The sequence below is a fragment of the Kitasatospora sp. NPDC051705 genome, assembly GCF_044453265.1.
Taxonomy (GTDB): Bacteria; Actinomycetota; Actinomycetes; order Streptomycetales; family Streptomycetaceae; genus Kitasatospora.
Map to the genome: position 1 here is coordinate 16,463 of NZ_JBITCO010000037.1, position 15,783 is coordinate 32,245.

The 15,783-nt window shown below is 73.1% G+C and carries 17 protein-coding genes; 10 read left to right on the forward strand and 7 right to left on the reverse strand.

The features are described 5' to 3' along the window. Positions 1 to 37 precede the first annotated feature (37 nt). From ACIA8Q_RS30890 to ACIA8Q_RS30910, 5 genes are all read left to right on the forward strand, one after another. Entirely contained in the window at positions 38 to 1,051 is a 1,014-nt protein-coding gene (locus ACIA8Q_RS30890; protein ID WP_396318067.1) for a helix-turn-helix domain-containing protein, read from the forward strand. Between the two features lie 117 nt (positions 1,052 to 1,168). Next, positions 1,169 to 1,786, forward strand: a complete 618-nt coding sequence (locus ACIA8Q_RS30895) for a hypothetical protein (protein WP_360213469.1) — start codon at positions 1,169 to 1,171, stop codon at positions 1,784 to 1,786. A 380-nt stretch (positions 1,787 to 2,166) separates the two neighbouring features. After that, positions 2,167 to 2,508 (forward strand): hypothetical protein, encoded by a 342-nt coding sequence (locus tag ACIA8Q_RS30900; RefSeq protein WP_396318068.1) that lies wholly within the window; start codon positions 2,167 to 2,169, stop codon positions 2,506 to 2,508. 57 nt (positions 2,509 to 2,565) lie between these two features. Then, on the forward strand, positions 2,566 to 3,066 hold the full coding sequence (locus ACIA8Q_RS30905) for a hypothetical protein (protein ID WP_396318069.1): 501 nt from the start codon (positions 2,566 to 2,568) through the stop codon (positions 3,064 to 3,066). Between the two features lie 222 nt (positions 3,067 to 3,288). Continuing rightward, positions 3,289 to 4,638 carry a hypothetical protein gene (locus tag ACIA8Q_RS30910; protein WP_396318070.1) on the forward strand — a complete coding sequence of 450 codons (1,350 nt, stop codon included), beginning with the start codon at positions 3,289 to 3,291 and terminating at the stop codon, positions 4,636 to 4,638. A 113-nt stretch (positions 4,639 to 4,751) separates the two neighbouring features. Here ACIA8Q_RS30910 and ACIA8Q_RS30915 read toward each other — a convergent pair whose 3' ends face one another. The 3 genes from ACIA8Q_RS30915 to ACIA8Q_RS30925 all read right to left on the reverse strand — a co-directional run bounded on the left by ACIA8Q_RS30915 (position 4,752) and on the right by ACIA8Q_RS30925 (position 6,400). Then, positions 4,752 to 5,051: a hypothetical protein gene (locus ACIA8Q_RS30915; RefSeq protein ID WP_396318071.1), complete on the reverse strand. Its 300-nt coding sequence runs from the start codon at positions 5,049 to 5,051 to the stop codon at positions 4,752 to 4,754. 363 nt (positions 5,052 to 5,414) lie between these two features. Next, positions 5,415 to 5,957: an NIPSNAP family protein gene (locus ACIA8Q_RS30920; protein WP_396318072.1), complete on the reverse strand. Its 543-nt coding sequence runs from the start codon at positions 5,955 to 5,957 to the stop codon at positions 5,415 to 5,417. Further along, positions 5,954 to 6,400, reverse strand: a complete 447-nt coding sequence (locus ACIA8Q_RS30925) for a hypothetical protein (protein WP_360213475.1) — start codon at positions 6,398 to 6,400, stop codon at positions 5,954 to 5,956. Before ACIA8Q_RS30925 ends, ACIA8Q_RS30920 begins: the two co-directional genes overlap by 4 nt. 56 nt (positions 6,401 to 6,456) lie before the next feature. Here ACIA8Q_RS30925 and ACIA8Q_RS30930 point away from each other — a divergent pair, with 56 nt between their 5' ends. The 4 genes from ACIA8Q_RS30930 (at position 6,457) to ACIA8Q_RS30945 (ending at position 11,773) form a co-directional block, all read left to right on the forward strand. After that, positions 6,457 to 7,437, forward strand: coding sequence for a helix-turn-helix transcriptional regulator (locus ACIA8Q_RS30930; RefSeq protein ID WP_396318073.1), 981 nt, complete (start codon positions 6,457 to 6,459; stop codon positions 7,435 to 7,437). 338 nt (positions 7,438 to 7,775) lie between these two features. After that, a complete protein-coding gene (locus ACIA8Q_RS30935; protein ID WP_396318074.1) occupies positions 7,776 to 9,077 on the forward strand; it encodes a hypothetical protein in 1,302 nt (433 codons plus the stop codon). Between the two features lie 801 nt (positions 9,078 to 9,878). Next, positions 9,879 to 10,298 (forward strand): hypothetical protein, encoded by a 420-nt coding sequence (locus ACIA8Q_RS30940; protein ID WP_360215460.1) that lies wholly within the window; start codon positions 9,879 to 9,881, stop codon positions 10,296 to 10,298. A gap of 656 nt (positions 10,299 to 10,954) precedes the next feature. Then, on the forward strand, positions 10,955 to 11,773 hold the full coding sequence (locus ACIA8Q_RS30945) for a glycine betaine ABC transporter substrate-binding protein (RefSeq protein WP_396318075.1): 819 nt from the start codon (positions 10,955 to 10,957) through the stop codon (positions 11,771 to 11,773). A 15-nt stretch (positions 11,774 to 11,788) separates the two neighbouring features. Here ACIA8Q_RS30945 and ACIA8Q_RS30950 read toward each other — a convergent pair whose 3' ends face one another. From ACIA8Q_RS30950 to ACIA8Q_RS30965, 4 genes are all read right to left on the reverse strand, one after another. Then, positions 11,789 to 12,382: a GNAT family N-acetyltransferase gene (locus ACIA8Q_RS30950; protein ID WP_396318076.1), complete on the reverse strand. Its 594-nt coding sequence runs from the start codon at positions 12,380 to 12,382 to the stop codon at positions 11,789 to 11,791. Positions 12,383 to 12,556: 174 nt separating this feature from the next. Further along, on the reverse strand, positions 12,557 to 12,940 hold the full coding sequence (locus ACIA8Q_RS30955; RefSeq protein ID WP_360215452.1) for a hypothetical protein: 384 nt from the start codon (positions 12,938 to 12,940) through the stop codon (positions 12,557 to 12,559). A gap of 242 nt (positions 12,941 to 13,182) precedes the next feature. Continuing rightward, positions 13,183 to 13,779, reverse strand: coding sequence for an NAD(P)-binding domain-containing protein (locus tag ACIA8Q_RS30960; RefSeq protein ID WP_360215449.1), 597 nt, complete (start codon positions 13,777 to 13,779; stop codon positions 13,183 to 13,185). 95 nt (positions 13,780 to 13,874) lie between these two features. Further along, positions 13,875 to 14,708 carry an inositol monophosphatase family protein gene (locus tag ACIA8Q_RS30965; protein WP_396318077.1) on the reverse strand — a complete coding sequence of 278 codons (834 nt, stop codon included), beginning with the start codon at positions 14,706 to 14,708 and terminating at the stop codon, positions 13,875 to 13,877. 579 nt (positions 14,709 to 15,287) lie between these two features. Between ACIA8Q_RS30965 and ACIA8Q_RS30970 the strand changes: the two genes are divergently transcribed. After that, the gene (locus ACIA8Q_RS30970; RefSeq protein WP_360215446.1) at positions 15,288 to 15,755 is read left to right on the forward strand and encodes a hypothetical protein; all 468 of its coding nucleotides are present in this window, start codon (positions 15,288 to 15,290) and stop codon (positions 15,753 to 15,755) included. Positions 15,756 to 15,783: the final 28 nt, after the last annotated feature.

Sequence of the window (15,783 nt, forward strand, 5' to 3'; positions counted from 1 at the left end):
CGAGCCAGGGCCGAGCGAGGCGGTACCGAGTGAACCGGTGCCGAGCGAGGCGGTCTCCGGTGAGCTGATGCTCGTCGCGCTCGCCACGGAACACCTGGCCGGCGTCCCTGCCAGGATCACGAACCTGGGGCTGGGGCCCGTACAGGTGTCGACCTTCGCCGTCTCGCCGGTCCGGTCGCACCGCACCCCGTTCCGTGTCCCGCGGGGTGACCCCGAGCAGTACCAGCTGGTGCTGACGACGCCACGCGCCCTCCGGGTGCCCCGGCCCCGCCCCGAGGCGGTGATCGCGGAGGACCCGTTACGGCCGGGCACCTCACCTGCCCCGGAGGACACCGGGACGACCTCCGACGGCGGGCTCGTGCAGGCGATCGTGCTGCAGATGCCCCGGTCCGTCCTGCCACTGCAGCCGAGCCGGACCGACCGCCTACTCGCCCGGCCCATCCCCGTGTCCGGGGGAACGGGAGCGATCCTCGCCGACTTCCTGACCGCACTCGTCACGCACGGCCCGGACTGCCGGGCCGAGGAAACCGGACGCCTGGGATCCATCGCCGTCGACCTGGCCACCGCCTGCCTGGCCCAGCACCTCGGAGCCCTCGGCGAGGCACCGGCCGAGGCCCGCGCCCGGGCCATGCGACAGCGGATCGCCGGCTTCATCGAGCACAACCTCGGCGACCCGGACCTGACGCCCCGGACCATCGCCGACCGGCACCACATCTCCCTGCGCGGCCTCTACACGCTCTTCGAGGGGCAACCCGTCAGCGTCGCGGCCTCCATCCGCCGGAGCCGGCTCGAACGCTGCCACGCCGACCTCGCGCGCCACGAGCTGAGGAACCACTCCGTCCAGGCGATCGCGGGCCGCTGGGGCTTCCCGAACGCCACCGTCTTCAGCCGCGCGTTCCGCGAGGCGTACGGCATCACGCCGACCGAGCACCGCGCGAACGCCCTCCGGACCGCACTGCACGCAGGGTCGGGAGGCCCTGCACGGCATGTGCACCACAGCGCGCCGACCCAGCCTAGATTTCATGGCGCCGGAGACCACAGGCCGACGTAAGCGGTGTTCACGGGTGGGGAGTTGACGGTCCGCCGTGGGATCACGGCGGCCGGGGCGCGGTCGTGCCCCTCACCCCCGCGCCACCATCGCCGTCCGCCCGAAGAAGAGGAACAGTCCGTGACCATCCGCCTCAAGCTCGCCACCGTTCTCGCGGCCGTCGCCGCCACCACCGCACTCGGCACCCTCGCCGCCCCGGCGAACGCCGCCTCCCCCGTCAAGGCCGCGGCCGGCCACCACAGCTACAACCCGCAGGCGCCGCTCGGATCGATCGACAACCCGGTCATCATCGGCGGCAACCAGGAACTCGCCGTTCTCACCCCGGCGCAGCGCGCGGCCACGGACCAGGCGAAGATCGCACTCGCCGCCGAGGCCAAGAGCCGCGAGGAGGGCACCCGGCTCAACGTCAGCCCGCAGCCCGCCACCGACCACAACTGCGTCGTCGGCGTGTACTGGTCCCAGTGCGACAGCGCCGGCTGGGGCTGGTGGACCCTCGCCACCACCCTGGACAAGAACCACCACGAGTGGGCGACCCAGCAGGGGTACTCCCCCAACCACAACTTCGACACCTACATGGACCGGTCCTACGACGGCGGCAGCACCTGGGACGGCATCCTCAGCACGGTGGTGAACACCGCCGCCTGGGGCGACAGCATCTACGACGGCCCCGGCAACTGGGTCCGTGCCTGCATCTACAACATGGACGACCACCTCGTCGCCTGCGACGCATGGCACTGACCGGCTGCCCGCCGTGCTCCTGAGCGGGCACCGGTGAACGACAGGCCCCGCACCCCGGCCCGCCCGGGGTGCGGGGCCGCGGCCGTACCTGGGGCCCGGCACCGCCGACCGACACGCCGACCGGCACGGCCCGGGCGCCGGTCGGCGGTCACGGGGTGTCCCCGGCAGCACCCCGAGGACGGATGCACGCACCAGCGGCCGGCCCGCCCCGCCCGGAAATGCGTTGGCCTGTCAAGCGAGAACAGCGTGCCTCCCGGGGTGCCTCCTGTCTTTGAATACGGCAAGCGGCGGCTCCTAGATTGTGCGGCATAAGCCGGGATTCCGCCGATGAAGGTCCAGGAATCGGCTTATTCGTTACATCTTCGGGAGGGAACAGAAGAATGCACGGTACTCGATTCTCCAGGGCGGCTGTCGTCGCGGTGGTCGCGGCCGGCGCCGCCGTGGCGGTCCCCGCGACGGCCTCCGCGCAGCCTGCTGCCTGCTCCGTCAAGGCCGGGCTGGACCTGGGCCGGGGGAAGGCGACCTCCTGGTGCATCAGTCCCGGGCCGAGGGAGATGAAGGAGCATCGCGCCCAGATCAAATGTACCGTCGTGCGTGGCCGGAACAACGCCCATGACATCACGTACACCGCATGGGGACCGTGGAAGAAGATAGGCGAGGAGTCTGTCGCGATGTGCGGGTTCAGCTCCAGCACGGCCGGGTTCTCGTTCGAGACCCGTTGACCGTCCATGCATGATTCGCTTGCGCATTAGGCAAGTGCGAGGAAAGGAGTCGGGTGAATGGACCTGGTGATCGGTGACCCACGCCACGGGCGGGTGGAGATCTCCGTCGACCGCGAGCGTGGGGTGGTCGATGTCAGCTCGCATTCCCTGCCGAATGCGACCATGATGCGTCGCGAAGGGTCCGTGGCCGGCGACCCGTCGCCCATCGGTACTCGCGACCCGCGGCAGATCGTCCTGACGGTGGGAGACGAATCGGGCCGGGTAGTCCCCGGAACGGGGTTCGCAACCCGCAGGTCGTATCGCGTCGGCGTCGAGTTCCGCGACGCTTCCTACGCGTTCGAGCCCGTCTCGGAGAGCCTCACCCGCTTCAGCCGGAACGGCACTGAGTTCGCCGTGTTCGAGCGGACGCCCCTGGGCTCGATCGAGGCCTCCTGGACGTCCCGGGCCCCCCTCACCCCTGGTGAGGCCGCGCTCGGCTACTCGCTCATCGGCGCATACGGGGTGGGATCGCCCGGCATGCTCAAATCGATCATCGGACACGGAGGGTCTCCCTTCTAGCCCGTTCGTCAAGCGAATGCCCGGCCGGGATCTTCCGGCCGGGCATTCGCTTGAGCTGTCGATGCGCCGTGGATTTCCCACGCAGAATCTTTTCGGGAAGTTCCTGGCCGTCGGCCCCTCTGGGGGGTGCCTTGAGGGGTGCCTCACCGCCTGGCATGCCCCAAACAAGATTCGTACGATCGGATTGACAGACCTGCACGCGACAGAACCAGGGCACTCTCCATGGCGCACCCCCTCACCCTGCTGCGGGCGACACTGGGACTGTCGCAGCCCGAGTACGCCCGCCTCCTCTCACACACCCACCGCGACCTCGGCCTGGGCACCATGGCCGCACGCCGGGAGAAGGTGTCGCGCTGGGAGTCGGGGCGCATCGTGCCGGAGTTCACCGCGCAGCTGGCGATGGCGCACCTGCACGGCGTGCCGGCGGCCGAGGTCCGCCGCCTCGGCTGGCCCCACTGGACGCACCTGGCCACCCGGGACACCGTCCTCCTGGACCAGCCCTACACCGACGAGGGCGCCGCGGCCGTCCTCGCCTCCACGGCCCAGCCCGCCGAGAGTTCGCAGCCACAGGCCCTCGCGCTGTGCGGAGCCGCGCTCGCCGGCCAGCTGCGCAGCGCGCTGGAACGCCTCACCTCATCGCCCTCCCGGCCGCAGGGGTCGCTGCCCGAGGACCTGGCCGGGCGTGTCACGGGCATCGAGGCGCGCGTGGGCGCCCTGGAGGCCCAGGAGCACGGCACCCTGCTGTCACCGGCGGGGCTGTACGCGGGGGCGCACGCGGAGCACCGGCTGGTGGTGGCCCTGCTCGCCCGGCACGGGCACGGCCACCCGGCGGCGCCCGCACTGTTCGCGCTGGCCGCCCGTACGGCACTGGTCTGCGGGTGGCTCAGCGGCGCCCTGGGCGAGGCGGCACGCGCGGAGCGCCACAACCTGGCCGCGATCCGGGCCGCTGCCGAGGGCGGCCACCCCGGACTCGCAGCGCAGGCGATGATCCAGCTGGCCCGCCATCACCTCGTCGCCGGCGCGGCGGACGACGCCATGCTCTACATCCGCGCCACCCGCAGCGCCGATCCACGGGCCCCGGCGGCGGCCGCGGTGGCGCTGCACAACAACGAGGCCGTCGCCTTCGCCCGCCTCGGCCGCGCCCGTACGGCCGCTCTCGCGCTGGAGCGCGCCGACCGGTGCCTGACCGAGGTGCCTGCCACCGCCGACGGCCCGCCGGACGACGGCGCCTACCGGCTCTACCGGTCGGTCACCCAGGCCGCCGTGTGGTGGTACCTCGGAGAACCCCGCAGGGCCGAACCGTACTTCCGGCCCGTCACCGACTTCCTCCTCTCACCGCACACCACCACGCTCTCCCCCCACACCGCGCTGTGGCTGCTGTACACCGTCGACACCCACCTGGCCCTCGACGAGCTCGACGTCGCCGCCGAAGCGACCCACCAGGCGATCGACCTCACCGGCACGCTCCCCCCGGGCCTGGCCCGCGAGTACCACCGCAGACTCACCCCCCACCGGCACGAGCCCCTCATCCACCACGCCCTCGACCACCTGCACGACACCGGATCGGCCTGAGCACCAAGGCGCAACCCCGCCGACGGGCTGCTCCGCGCCTTCCACGGGCGGGCGCAGGCGGAGTGGGCGGGCTCGTGCCGGACACCCGCCGGTGCCAAGGCGTCACGTTGATGTCAGGGCGGCTCCTGGGCCGGTCGGACGGGCCGGATCTTCGTACGCCAGAATCGCGGCATGGCGATGGCACGGCATTGGTACTCCTCGGCTCCCGTCGTGGACGGTTCCTCGTTGCTGGGCCGGAAGGTGCCGATGGCGTAACCGATCCGCACGCCCGTCTGCTCCTGCTCCTGCTCCTGCCGGTACTGGGCGACGCCGCGTGCCCCGACGAGGCGGTGGAGGCCGTCGCCGAAGCACTGGTCGCCCACGGCGCCCCGCAGGAGTGCCGGCCGCTGGCCCGGCGGTTGCTCGGAGGCCACCCGATGTGGGGAGCCCGACCGTAGTCGTTCGACGCGGACGAGCGGAGCTGGATCTGCGACGGCGAGCGCAGTCCCCGGCAGAGCCCGCTCAGCGATCACCTGCCCCAGGACCGGCGCGCCGAGCTGGAAGACTGCTTCGGACCGGGTCCGGACGCCTGAGCCCTGCCAGGCGGCACCGGCAATCAGCGGGCCGGGGGAAGGCAGCCTGCCCGTCGAACGGCCGACGGGCGTCGAACAGTGGTGGAGCCGGCCGATCATGCGGTTGAAGAGGTCGACCGGGCTGCGGCGTGGTCGCACTGATCGGTGACGTCGGCTGGTCCGCCCGGCGATCCGACGGGCGATCCGATGATCTGAAGGAACGGCCTAGCCTTGCGGCCCGACCGGCGCCAGCCGCAGTTGTTCCACCCGGCCGGGCCAGTGCGGCCGGGCGGCCGCGCCCTCGGTGAACCAGAGCAGCACGTCGGCCTCCTCGCGGACGGGCAGCGCGGGGAAGGTGTTGGCCGCGTGCTCGGTGCGGTGCGCCGCCGGGCCCGCCGCGGGCCCGCTGCCGCCGGGCTCCAGGTGGCAGATCGTCACCGTCACCAGCGGCGTGCACGCGGGCGGACGGTAGCCGGGGCCGCGCAGCAGCAGCACGTCGTCCGAGTCGAGCATGGTCGTGTTCGCCGCCTCCCGGTGCTCCCGCCACAGCGGCCCGTAGTAGAACGCTTCGAGCGCCCGCTTGCGCTGCGCCATGTCCGGGAAGGCCCGCACCCAGACGAACCGGTCCGGGTCGTCCACGTCGCGGAACCGCCCGCCGAGCGTGATCCCCACGGCCTCCTGCGCCGTCACGAACTCCCGCTCGAACAGCTCGATCAGCGTCTCCCGCATCCCGGGACGCAGGGTGTACTGCCGCAGCTCGACGATCAACGCGTGAACTCCATCACCCAGTTGAGCTCCCAGCTCGCCCCGCCGTCGGCCGAGAACCGCTGCTCCCAGCGGGCCGCGTCCGGGCCGAGCCGGTACCAGGTGTACTGCACCCGGATCGGGCGGCCCTGGTAGCTGTCCTCGCCGAAGAAGTCCCCCCGGTCGCCGTCGAAGCCGCCGACCACCGGCGGCTCGAGCCGGCCGGTGCGGCTGTCGGCCCAGTGGAGCGACCACTGCTTGCTGTCCTGGTCGTACAGCCGCAGGGTCGCCCCCTGGCGGCCCAGGGTCGGGAAGGTGATCTCGTCGAAGTTGCCCGTGCCGCCGAAGAGCGGCCGGGCGACGCTGGTCCCGGGGAACTCCTCCCAGTCGTCGCTGCCGGTGAGCGGAGCGGTGAGCTTGCGGTTGGTGACCTGCCAGGTGCCGGTGAAGAAGTCGAAGTCGTTCATGGGAGGGACGCTACGGCCGGTCCACTGACACCTCCTGTCAGTGGATACTTCCGGGTGTGCGCGCTTCCCGACTGCTCTCCCTCCTGCTGCTCCTGCAGAACCGCGGCCGGCTGACCGCCGCCCAGCTGGCCGAGGAGCTGGAGGTCTCCGTCCGCACCGTCTACCGCGACGTGGAGGCGCTCGCCGCGGCCGGCATCCCGCTCTACGGCGAGGCCGGGCACGCGGGCGGCTACCAGCTCCTGGACGGCTTCCGCACCCGCCTGACCGGCCTCACCACCAGCGAGGCCCAGGCCGCCTTCCTCGCCGCCCTCCCCGGCCCGGCCGCCCAGCTCGGCCTCGGCGAGGCCCTGTCCACCGCGCAGCTCAAGCTGCGCGCCGCGCTGCCCACCCCGGCCGGCTGGGTCGAGGACCGGTTCCACCTCGACGCCCCCGGCTGGTACGGCCGCGCCGACGAGACCCCGCACCTGGCCGCCGTCGCGGACGCCGTCCGGGAGCGGTACGCGATCCTGGTGCGCTACTGCCGCTGGGAGGGGACGGTCGAACGCCGCCTCGAACCGTACGGCCTGGTCCTCAAGGCCGGCCGCTGGTACCTCGTCGCCTCCCCCGGCGAGGGCGCCGCCCCACGCACCTACCGGGTCGACCAGATCCTCGAACTCACCGCCCTGGCAGAGCAGTTCACTCCCCCAGCCGGCTTCCGCCTGGCCGCCCACTGGCAGGCGCAGGTCGCCGACTTCCACGCCCGCCGCCACACCGCGCACGCCACCGTCCGCCTCTCCCCCCGCGGCCTCGGCCGGATCCGCGAGCACCTCGGCCCCGCCGAGCACCGGGCCGCCACCGAGACCGGCACCCTCGACCCCGACGGCTGGACCACGGCGCGCCTCCCCATCGAGTCCCTGGCCCACGCCCACGACCAGTTCCTCAAGCTGGGCGCCGACCTCGAAGTCCTCGCCCCGCCGGAACTGAGGGATTCGATCGCCGCCACCGTCCGCGAACTCGCCGCCCGCTACCTCGGCACACCCGGCGCCCGGGGCGACTGACGCCCCGTCGCGCGCCACAGGCCGAGAACCCGCGGCCCCCTCGCACCGGTCCCCCATTGGCGGAGACGGCCCGGAAAAATTCTTCGGATCCGTCTGCAACCCCGGCGGGGGACGCGCGTCTGTATCAGTGAGAGGCACGGAAGGGGGCCACCTTCCGGAGGCGGCGGACCTCGTCCGACCGCGAGCCGGTCTCCGTGGGCCGACAGGCGCACGGGCCGTTGCCGCCCCTCGCCCGCTTCGCTCCACTCGCCGTCCCGGTCGCAGTCGTACGCGCATCCGCTCCGGACGCCGCCCGCTGTACCTGGCATGCCCACATCACATTTCCCAGGGGGGGAACCATGTCCGCCAACACCCGCTCCCGGCGTCTCGTCGCCGCCGCCGCGCTGGGGGTCGCCGCACTCGGCGGCTCGCTCGCCGTCCCCGCACAGGCCGCCTCCGCCCAGGGCGCGCCCCACGGAACCCTGGCCGTCCAGGCGCCGGCCACGGTCGGCCTCGCCGGGCAGCCGGTCGCGTTCACCGAGACCGTGACCAACACCGGCACCGAGACCACCACCTACACGCTCGTCCTGCAGACCGAGACCGAGCCGGGCAGGCCGCGCCAGCACGCCATCACGATCGACTACAAGGACCCGGCGAACGGCACCTGGAAGTCGGTGCCGCTGGACTTCTACGACGGGGAGACCGACGTCACCTACAACGGCACGATCAACGGCATCACGGTCGCGCCCGGAAGGAGCGTGAAGCTGGACATGCGCATCGGCGCCCCGATGGGCCTGCCGCACGACGGCGCCGGCAACGGCGGATTCCGCTCCATCACCCTGGGCTCGCGCCTCACCGAGCCGGGATCGTGGCCCAAGCTGGACGAGCGGTTCGCGAAGATCGGCGTCGACTCCGTCAGCACCTCGCTGGCGCACCTGCCCGCCACGGCGGTCGCCGGCGGCGAGCCGATCGAGTTCGACGCCGTGCTGACCAACCCCACCCCGTCCGCCTACGCCAACCTCGGCAACGTGCTCTTCACCGACCCGCACGCCACCGTCCAGGTGCGCACCGCGGACGGCCGCTGGACCACGCTGAAGAAGGTCTCCGACGCCGACCCGGACGGCAAGCCCGGCGTCTACCTGCAGGGCCGCGACTCCTCGATCGGCGCCCACAAGACCACGGTGACCCGGGTCCGGGTGTCCTACGACGCCACCACGCCGCTCGGGGCGACCAAGATCAACCCGTGCGTCTTCGTCAACGAGAGCACCCCGTTCCACGGGACCACCATGTGCGCCCAGGGCGGCACCGTCACGGTCATCGCCCCGGCCAAGGGCTCCGCGACCCCGGGCACGACGGGTGCCTCGGGCAGCGGTACCAAGCAGGGTGCCGGCAGCACCTCCGGCACCGCGGCCGGCGCGGCCGCCAAGCCGGCCACGGACACCGCGCCCGTCGCCGCGCCCGCCACCGACACCGCTCCGGTCGCCCCCGCCACCGCGCCCGCCCCCGCCCCGACTGCGCCGGCCGCGCCCGTCGCAGCGGAGCTCGCCGCCACCGGGAGCGAAGCCGGGACCGGCGTCCTCCCGGCGGCCCTCGCCGCGGGGCTCGCGACGCTCGGTGCCGGCGCCGTCCTGCTCGGCCGCCGGCTGCGCCGCCGGACCTGAACCACAGCGCCGGGAGCCGCCCGCCCCGTCGCTTCCCCCGACCTCGCTCGGGGGAAGCGACGGGGCGGGGTCGTCGAGGCAAGACTGCAGGAGGGCGAATCGGCGGCCGGAGCGCAGGCTTCGGTGGGTTGCAGCGATCCGGGCGGAGCCGGAACACAGTCTGTTGCTGGGCGAGGCGCTGGTCGACGAGGTCGTGCAGCCGCTCGCGAGCGGGCGCCGACGGGGTAGCCGCTGCGGGAGCAGACGTTGACGACAAGGGGCGCCGCTGGCGCAGCGGGCCGGAATCGGCGGGCGTGGCTGGCCGGCAACGCCAGCGGGGCGGCGGCAAGGACATACCGGTGCCCCGCTGGGCCTGCCGCACGACGGGGCGTCAAACGGCAGTTCCGGTCCGTCAATCTGCGCTCCGGGTGGTCGCCCTCGACGGCTCGTGGGCCGCGCAGGCCCACGACACCGGGACGGTGCCGCTCGGCCCGGCCGATGGCCTCCCGGTTCGCCGGACCACCGGCGGCGAAGCGCCTGGTGTCGTACCGTTCGAGCAACGCGACCATCCGGCCCCAGGCCTCCCGTACGTCTCCGCCCCGCGCATCGGACTCCCCCCGTGCCTGCGACGACCGTTGAACATGCAGTGGGCCGGTAGGCAGGGTCCGACAGCTGGGCCCAGGGGCGCCGAACGGGCGCGTCGACGTCCGGACCCGCAGATGGACGAGTTTCGCCGGAGCTCTCTCCCGTGGTGCTGACAGCGCCCGGCCCGTGCGGTATCCCCCTACAGAGCGCTACGGGGACACGTCGGGGGGAAGAACGATGGCGGGTGCAGTGCGGTTGACGGTGATGGGGGCGGTCCTGCTCCTGGGGGGCCTGCTCTGGGGCGCCATGCCGGTCGAGGCGAGGGGCGGGGACTGCGGGTCGCTCTGGTCCCACAGCAGGATCCACACGATCATGACCAGGGGCGAGAACAGCATGACCATCACCAGCACGCCGGAGCCGGTGGAGTGCCCCGATGCACGCGAGCACCGGAACGTCCTGGTGATCCTGGTGATCATCGTGGGTGCGGCGGCCCTGGCCGCCGGTGTCGCCGAGACGGTCGGCAAGCTGCTCCTGCGGAGCGGCTCCGCGCACCGGAGGACACCACCGGGCCTTCGGAGCGCCCCGAACCCTCCGGCGGCCCCGCCCCTCGACACCGCGCCCTTCGACCCGAGGGTCCCGAAGCCCCCGAACGGCTAGTGCCGCGGTTCTTGTGAACGTCGCAGCTCGTTGTACTGGTCATGGGGCGGGGAGATCTGAGCAAGGACGGTGGGAGCCGCTCTGACGGTATCCGGGAGGGGATCCTGACCTCCCTGCAGGCCGAGGCCGACGCCCAGGGTCGTCTCGACCGGAGAGCCTGGCGAGCGTGTACTCCGCATCGTGCCGGCGACGAGGGGGACGAGGGTCAGGACGCTCCGATCCGGCGGGCCACCGCTCCCGGCCTCCCAAGGCGCCCGGTCGTGTGCCAGGGCCATCGTGCGCCACCTCCACACTGGGTCGTGCTCGAAGGAGTCGCCCGACACACCGGTCTGCCCAACCTCCAGCCCGGCGAACTCACCTGAACGCCCGGCGCAAGCACGCCAGTGGCCCGGGGCACGCCCGCTCCGCCGACCGCGGGCGACCCGGCTTCCGGACCGCCCGAGGCGACCCAGCGCGCCCGACGCAGCTCAGGGGAGCCCCGGTGCTGGTCGGCGTCGACGCCCCGGCTCCGCACTCGTGGCCGCCGGCCGACAGTACCCAAAAGGTAGCAATGGCCCTTGCGGGTAACCACGACCTCTCCCATAGCGTCCGTCGTGCCCAACACGCCGGAGCGGTCCAGGTCGGCCGGCAGTCAGCCTGCGGAAGGAACTCTTGCCATGTCCGGCCGAACGCGCCCGTGTCCCTTGACCGTCGGCTCGATCGCCCTGTCGTTCCACCGGGGCACCGCGGCACTCGTCCGCCGGGTCCTGGAAGCGCACGGACACCCGGTCTCGGTGGTGGAGGCGCCCCACGAGGAGCTCTTCCGCCGTCAGTCCGCCGGAGAGATCGACATCCTGGTGTCCGCCTGGCTGCCGTCGAGCCACGATGAGTACCTGGCAGGACACCGGGACGAGGTCACCGTGCTCGCCCCGCACTACGAGCCGTACTGCCTCTGGGCGGTACCCCCCTACGTCCCCGCCGCCGAGGTCGCAGAGGTCGGCGACCTCGCCCGCCCCGAGGTGGCCGAGCGGATGACACGCGTGATCGACGGCGTCAACCCGGGAGCCGGCATCAGCCGCTTCTCGGCCCGCATGGTGGCGGACTACGGCCTCGACCGGGCCGGTTACCGCTTCACCCCTGGCGACGAAGCGGGCTTCGTCGCCAGGGTCGAACGCGGGCTCGCCCGGCACGAATGGTTCGTCATCCCGCTCTGGCGGCCCCAGTACCTCAACCGCCTCCACGGGCTGCGGCCGCTGACGGAGCCGAAGGGCCTGCTGGGCACCGTCGACGCGGCCAGTCCGGTGGTTCGGAACGAGGCGATCGAGCGGATCCGCCCGGAGGCACTCGCCCGGCTCGCGGCACTCGAGCCGGGCAACGCGGGTGTCGAAGAACTGGACGTCCTGATCAACGTCGCCGGCCTCACGCCGCTGCAGGCAGCCGACCGCTACCTCGCGGGCCGCCCGCACCTGCTTCCCCGCATCCACCCGGGCGACTGACAGCCGAGGCGAAGGTCAGGGCTTGACCAGGACGGTCTCGGTGCCCGCCGCGGCGGTGAGGTGCCCGGTCCGAATCGCGTCCGCCGGGAGCTCGAAGACGATCACGAGTCCGTCGCGTTCGTTGCCCTGTTCGCCGACGCGTGTGAACCCGAAGCCCGCGACGGTGGCCAGGGAGGCGGTGTTGTCAGGGCTGATCCTGGCCCGTACGGTCCTGATGCCGGGTTCGGCGGCGGCCCTGAGGAGCAGCGCCGCCAGCATCGCGCGGGCGTAGCACTGGCGGCGGTGCGCGGGCACGACGGTGAAGCCGACCTCGACCGTGCCGTCCTCGTCCGGCGGCCTGTGGAACCCGGCGTCGCCGACCACGACCCCGTCCGGCTCGGACACGACGGCCCGCGTGATCCAGGGCGCGGCCGACGGCTCCCGGGCGAGCTGGGAGGCACGGTAGCCGAAGATCCAACGAGCCCGGTCACCGACGAAATGCGGATCGAGGGCGACACCGGCCTCGGCACTGCCGCCCGCGAGGTCGCCGTCGGCAAGCGCCCGCAGCGCCTTCGCACCGAGTTCGACGAAACGGACACGCCTGGGGACGGGACGGGATTCGCTGTTCACCGCGGAGATGCCCGTCCAACGGATGAAGGCCTGTCCACTGCTTTACGACGCCGGTGGACAGGGCGATCGTCCCGGTCGGGGACCACGGCCCCCGAGTCCGCCCGCACCCTCGAGTCCACCTTCGGCCCCGGAACCGCCGGCCCTCACACGGAGGCAGCCGTGCCACCCGAGCAGTTAAGGCGTGCCGCCCTGCTGGCGGCCCATCCAGTCGATGATGGCCTGCTCGGTGCGGGCGAGCGCGTCGGTGGGGCTGAACTGCAGCAGCTCCGTCCCCGCGTCGACGTACGGCCGGTGGCCCGGCGGCTGGTAGAACGCGTCGCCGGCCTCGTACACCTCCTCGTGGTCGGTGAAGACGAAGCGCATGCGCCCGGCGATGACGTAGCCCCAGTGCGGGCAGTGGCACTGCCCGTCGGGCAGCGACTGAAGCGGCCCGTCCAGGTCCGCGTCCGCCGCGAAGGAGACGAATTCGACGGTGTAGCCGTTCATCTCCTCGCGGCGGTCGGTCACCGGACCGAACTCCTGGACGTTCGTCGCGGACTGCTTGGATACCTTCGGCATCGCTCGGCTCCTCTCCGTGACGGCCCCCGAGACTTCCCGTCGTTTCGAGTCGACCACTCCGTACGACCGGGTGCATCCGGGCGGTGGGGCAGGCGGTGTCGGACGCTCGCCGCCGGGGTGGCCGCGGGCGGCGGCGTGGTGCGCCGGTCCCGAGGGGGCGCCGGAAGCCGGTTGCCGGCCTCGTCGACGGCCTTGGGCTGCCGGGTCTTGAGGTGGTCCGGAGGCCGTCGCGCGGTGGCTGGTCAGCGGGCGATCGAGATCGCGAAGGGCGTGAACCCGCTGGCGCGGATGACGTGCGGCACGAACAGGATCGCGGCTTCCGTGGCGCGGGCGGTGTGGATGCCGCCGAGATCGGTGATCCACTCCTCGTGCCAGCCGAGGTCGGCGAGCAGGTCGCGGACGGTCTGCTTGGCCTGCGGGTCCTCGCCGGACAGGAACGCGGTCGGCGGCTCGGTGAGGGTGGCCGGCGCGGTCATCACCGGGAAGAGCATGGTGTTGAGGGTCTTGACGACGCGCGTCTGCGGGAGAGCCTCCTGGAGTTGCTCGGCCAGGCTGGAGCCGGGGTAGATCAGGTCGGCGGGCAGTCCGTCCGGTCCGTCGACGGTGGCGTTGGAGACGTCGACGAGGATCTTGCCGCGCAGCTCTTCGCGCAGGGCGGCGAGCCGTTCCAGCGAGCCGGCGCCCGGGGTGGCGTTGATGACGACCTCGGCCGTCCGGGCGGCAGCGGCGGCGGCGCCCGGTGCGCGGTCCACCGCGCTCACCTCGTGCCCCGCCCGGGTGAGGGCGGCGGCCAGGTTGCCGCCGACGCGGCCGTTCCCGAGGACTGCGATCGTGGTCATGGTGGTCAGGTCCTTTTCGTTGCGGATGGGTTGTGGCCGCGGGTCGTGGCCGTGAGCGGTGGCAGTGGGTTGTGGCCGCGGGTGGTGATGTGCGGTCAGCGGGAGAGCGTGGCGACGGCCGCGGCGTGGACACCGGGCGTGGCGGCCAGGAAGCTCGCGCTCTGCGGGGTCCAGGGGCGGCCCTGGGCGTCGGAGACCGTCCCGCCGGCCTCGGTGACGAGCAGCGCGCCGGGCAGCAGGTCCGCGCGGGCGCCGGCGAACTGCCAGAAGGCGTCCATCCGGCCGGCGGCCACGTTCACCAGGTGCAGCGTCGCGGGCACGGCGGTGCGCACCACGAGCGCGTCGGAGAGCATCGCGGTGATCGAGGAGCCGACCCGGCGCACGACCGCCTCGTCCTCGTCCGGTCGGGCCTGGCTGGTGGCCACGATGCCCAGGCCCAGGTCCTCGGTCGGGGAGACGCGCAGCGGCCGCCCGTCGAGGTGGGCGCCCGCGCCGGCGAGCGCGGTGTAGGTCTCGCCGGTCAGCGGGAGGTGGACGACGGTGAGCACCGGCTGGTTGTCGTGCACCAGGGTGGCGGTGACCGCCCACTCCGGCAGGGCGTGCAGGTGGTTGACGTTGCCCTCGGCCGGGTCCACCACCCACCACTCGCCGGCCGGCAGCGCCCCGCCGTCCAGCTCGTCCTCCACCCAGCCCGCGCCCGGGCGCAGTTCGGTGAGGGCGGGGCGCAGGATGGCGAGGGCCGCGTCGTCGTTGGCGGCGAGTGCGGCCATCAGCTCCTCGCGGGTCCGGTAGGGGACCACGTCGCCGAAGCGCTCGCGCAGCGCCGCACCGGCCGCGCGCACCGCGTCCGTGGTCCGGGCGAGCAGATCGGCGGCGGAGAGCGTGGCGCCGGAGAGGTCGGCGGCGGTGGCCTGAGGCATTGCGGACATGGCGGTACTCCCGTGCGAGAAGGGGTGGTTGAGGCCGGTCCAGCCGCGTCGTGCGGTGCGTCCTGCGCTCTGGTGACGAAGGTATCCAGGCCCGACGTTACCTTCAAGTGCATGTCAAGCACGGGAAGGATGACTCCCATGCAACTGAACGGGCACTGCTCGCCGCCCTCGACCGCTCCTCGCCCCCTCCCGGCGGATCGGCTCGCGCCGCTCGCCGAGCCCGGCGTGGGCGTAGGCGGGTCGGCTCGCTTCCAGCCGGACGCCACTGGCCGATCCCGCGGGTCGCGGGGTCGGTCGCCAGCGCCGCCGCCTCCCGCAACGACCGGGCGCCGCGGCACCGCCCACCCGCGAACACCCGCGAACACCCTTGCCCGGCACCGGTGTCGGGGACGCCCGGCCCGCGCCCACACCCGCTGCCGTCGGCCGGGCCGGGCCGGACCGGACCGGGCCGGACCGGGCCGGACCGGACGCACTACGCCGCTGCGGTGATCCTGACACCCGGCACGACGGCGCCTCCCCCGCCACGGCCGGACGATTCGCATACTGACCGGGATCCGTCCACCGGAAAGGACCCGTGCAATGCGAAGAGGACCCGGATCGGCAGCCGCCGCCGCGTTCGCCCTGACCACCGCCCTGACCGCCGTGCTGACCACCGCGCCGGCGGCGGGCGCCGCCACCGTCGACACGTGCGGGGGTTCCGTCGGCGACTACGTCGGCGCGGCCGGCCTCGACGCACCGTTCACCGGTGCCGCCTCCGCCAACGGCAACGACCGCACCATGACCGTCACCCCGGTCGTCGCGGGTGCCAACACCTTCAAGACCGAGATCGCCACCGGCCCCAGCGACTCCCGGTACGCCATCGGCTCCTTCGAGATCAGGGTCGACACGAGCGGCCGCGGCCAGATCCGCTTCGTCTCCTACGCCGGTCACGCGATCGGCGACAGCGTCGTCTGCGCGGACGGCGGGACCCGCGTCACGAAGATCAGCGGCGAGGTCCGCGTCCAGGACGTCACCAAGCGCATCCCGTTCACCGTCAGCCGTGTCTGATCCGGCCCGTCCGCCAGCGACGGCGCGG

Excerpts from the sequence above, each read along its gene's own strand:
- ACIA8Q_RS30925 (WP_360213475.1), bottom strand. The coding sequence starts at position 6,400 with ATGAACGACTTCGACTTCTTCACCGGCACCTGGCAGGTCACCAACCGC.
- ACIA8Q_RS30955 (WP_360215452.1), bottom strand. The coding sequence starts at position 12,940 with ATGCCGAAGGTATCCAAGCAGTCCGCGACGAACGTCCAGGAGTTCGGT.
- ACIA8Q_RS30945 (WP_396318075.1), top strand. The coding sequence starts at position 10,955 with ATGTCCGGCCGAACGCGCCCGTGTCCCTTGACCGTCGGCTCGATCGCC.
- ACIA8Q_RS30935 (WP_396318074.1), top strand. The coding sequence starts at position 7,776 with ATGTCCGCCAACACCCGCTCCCGGCGTCTCGTCGCCGCCGCCGCGCTG.
- ACIA8Q_RS30905 (WP_396318069.1), top strand. The coding sequence starts at position 2,566 with ATGGACCTGGTGATCGGTGACCCACGCCACGGGCGGGTGGAGATCTCC.
- ACIA8Q_RS30965 (WP_396318077.1), bottom strand. The coding sequence starts at position 14,708 with ATGTCCGCAATGCCTCAGGCCACCGCCGCCGACCTCTCCGGCGCCACG.
- ACIA8Q_RS30970 (WP_360215446.1), top strand. The coding sequence starts at position 15,288 with ATGCGAAGAGGACCCGGATCGGCAGCCGCCGCCGCGTTCGCCCTGACC.
- ACIA8Q_RS30900 (WP_396318068.1), top strand. The coding sequence starts at position 2,167 with ATGCACGGTACTCGATTCTCCAGGGCGGCTGTCGTCGCGGTGGTCGCG.
- ACIA8Q_RS30960 (WP_360215449.1), bottom strand. The coding sequence starts at position 13,779 with ATGACCACGATCGCAGTCCTCGGGAACGGCCGCGTCGGCGGCAACCTG.
- ACIA8Q_RS30940 (WP_360215460.1), top strand. The coding sequence starts at position 9,879 with ATGGCGGGTGCAGTGCGGTTGACGGTGATGGGGGCGGTCCTGCTCCTG.
- ACIA8Q_RS30910 (WP_396318070.1), top strand. The coding sequence starts at position 3,289 with ATGGCGCACCCCCTCACCCTGCTGCGGGCGACACTGGGACTGTCGCAG.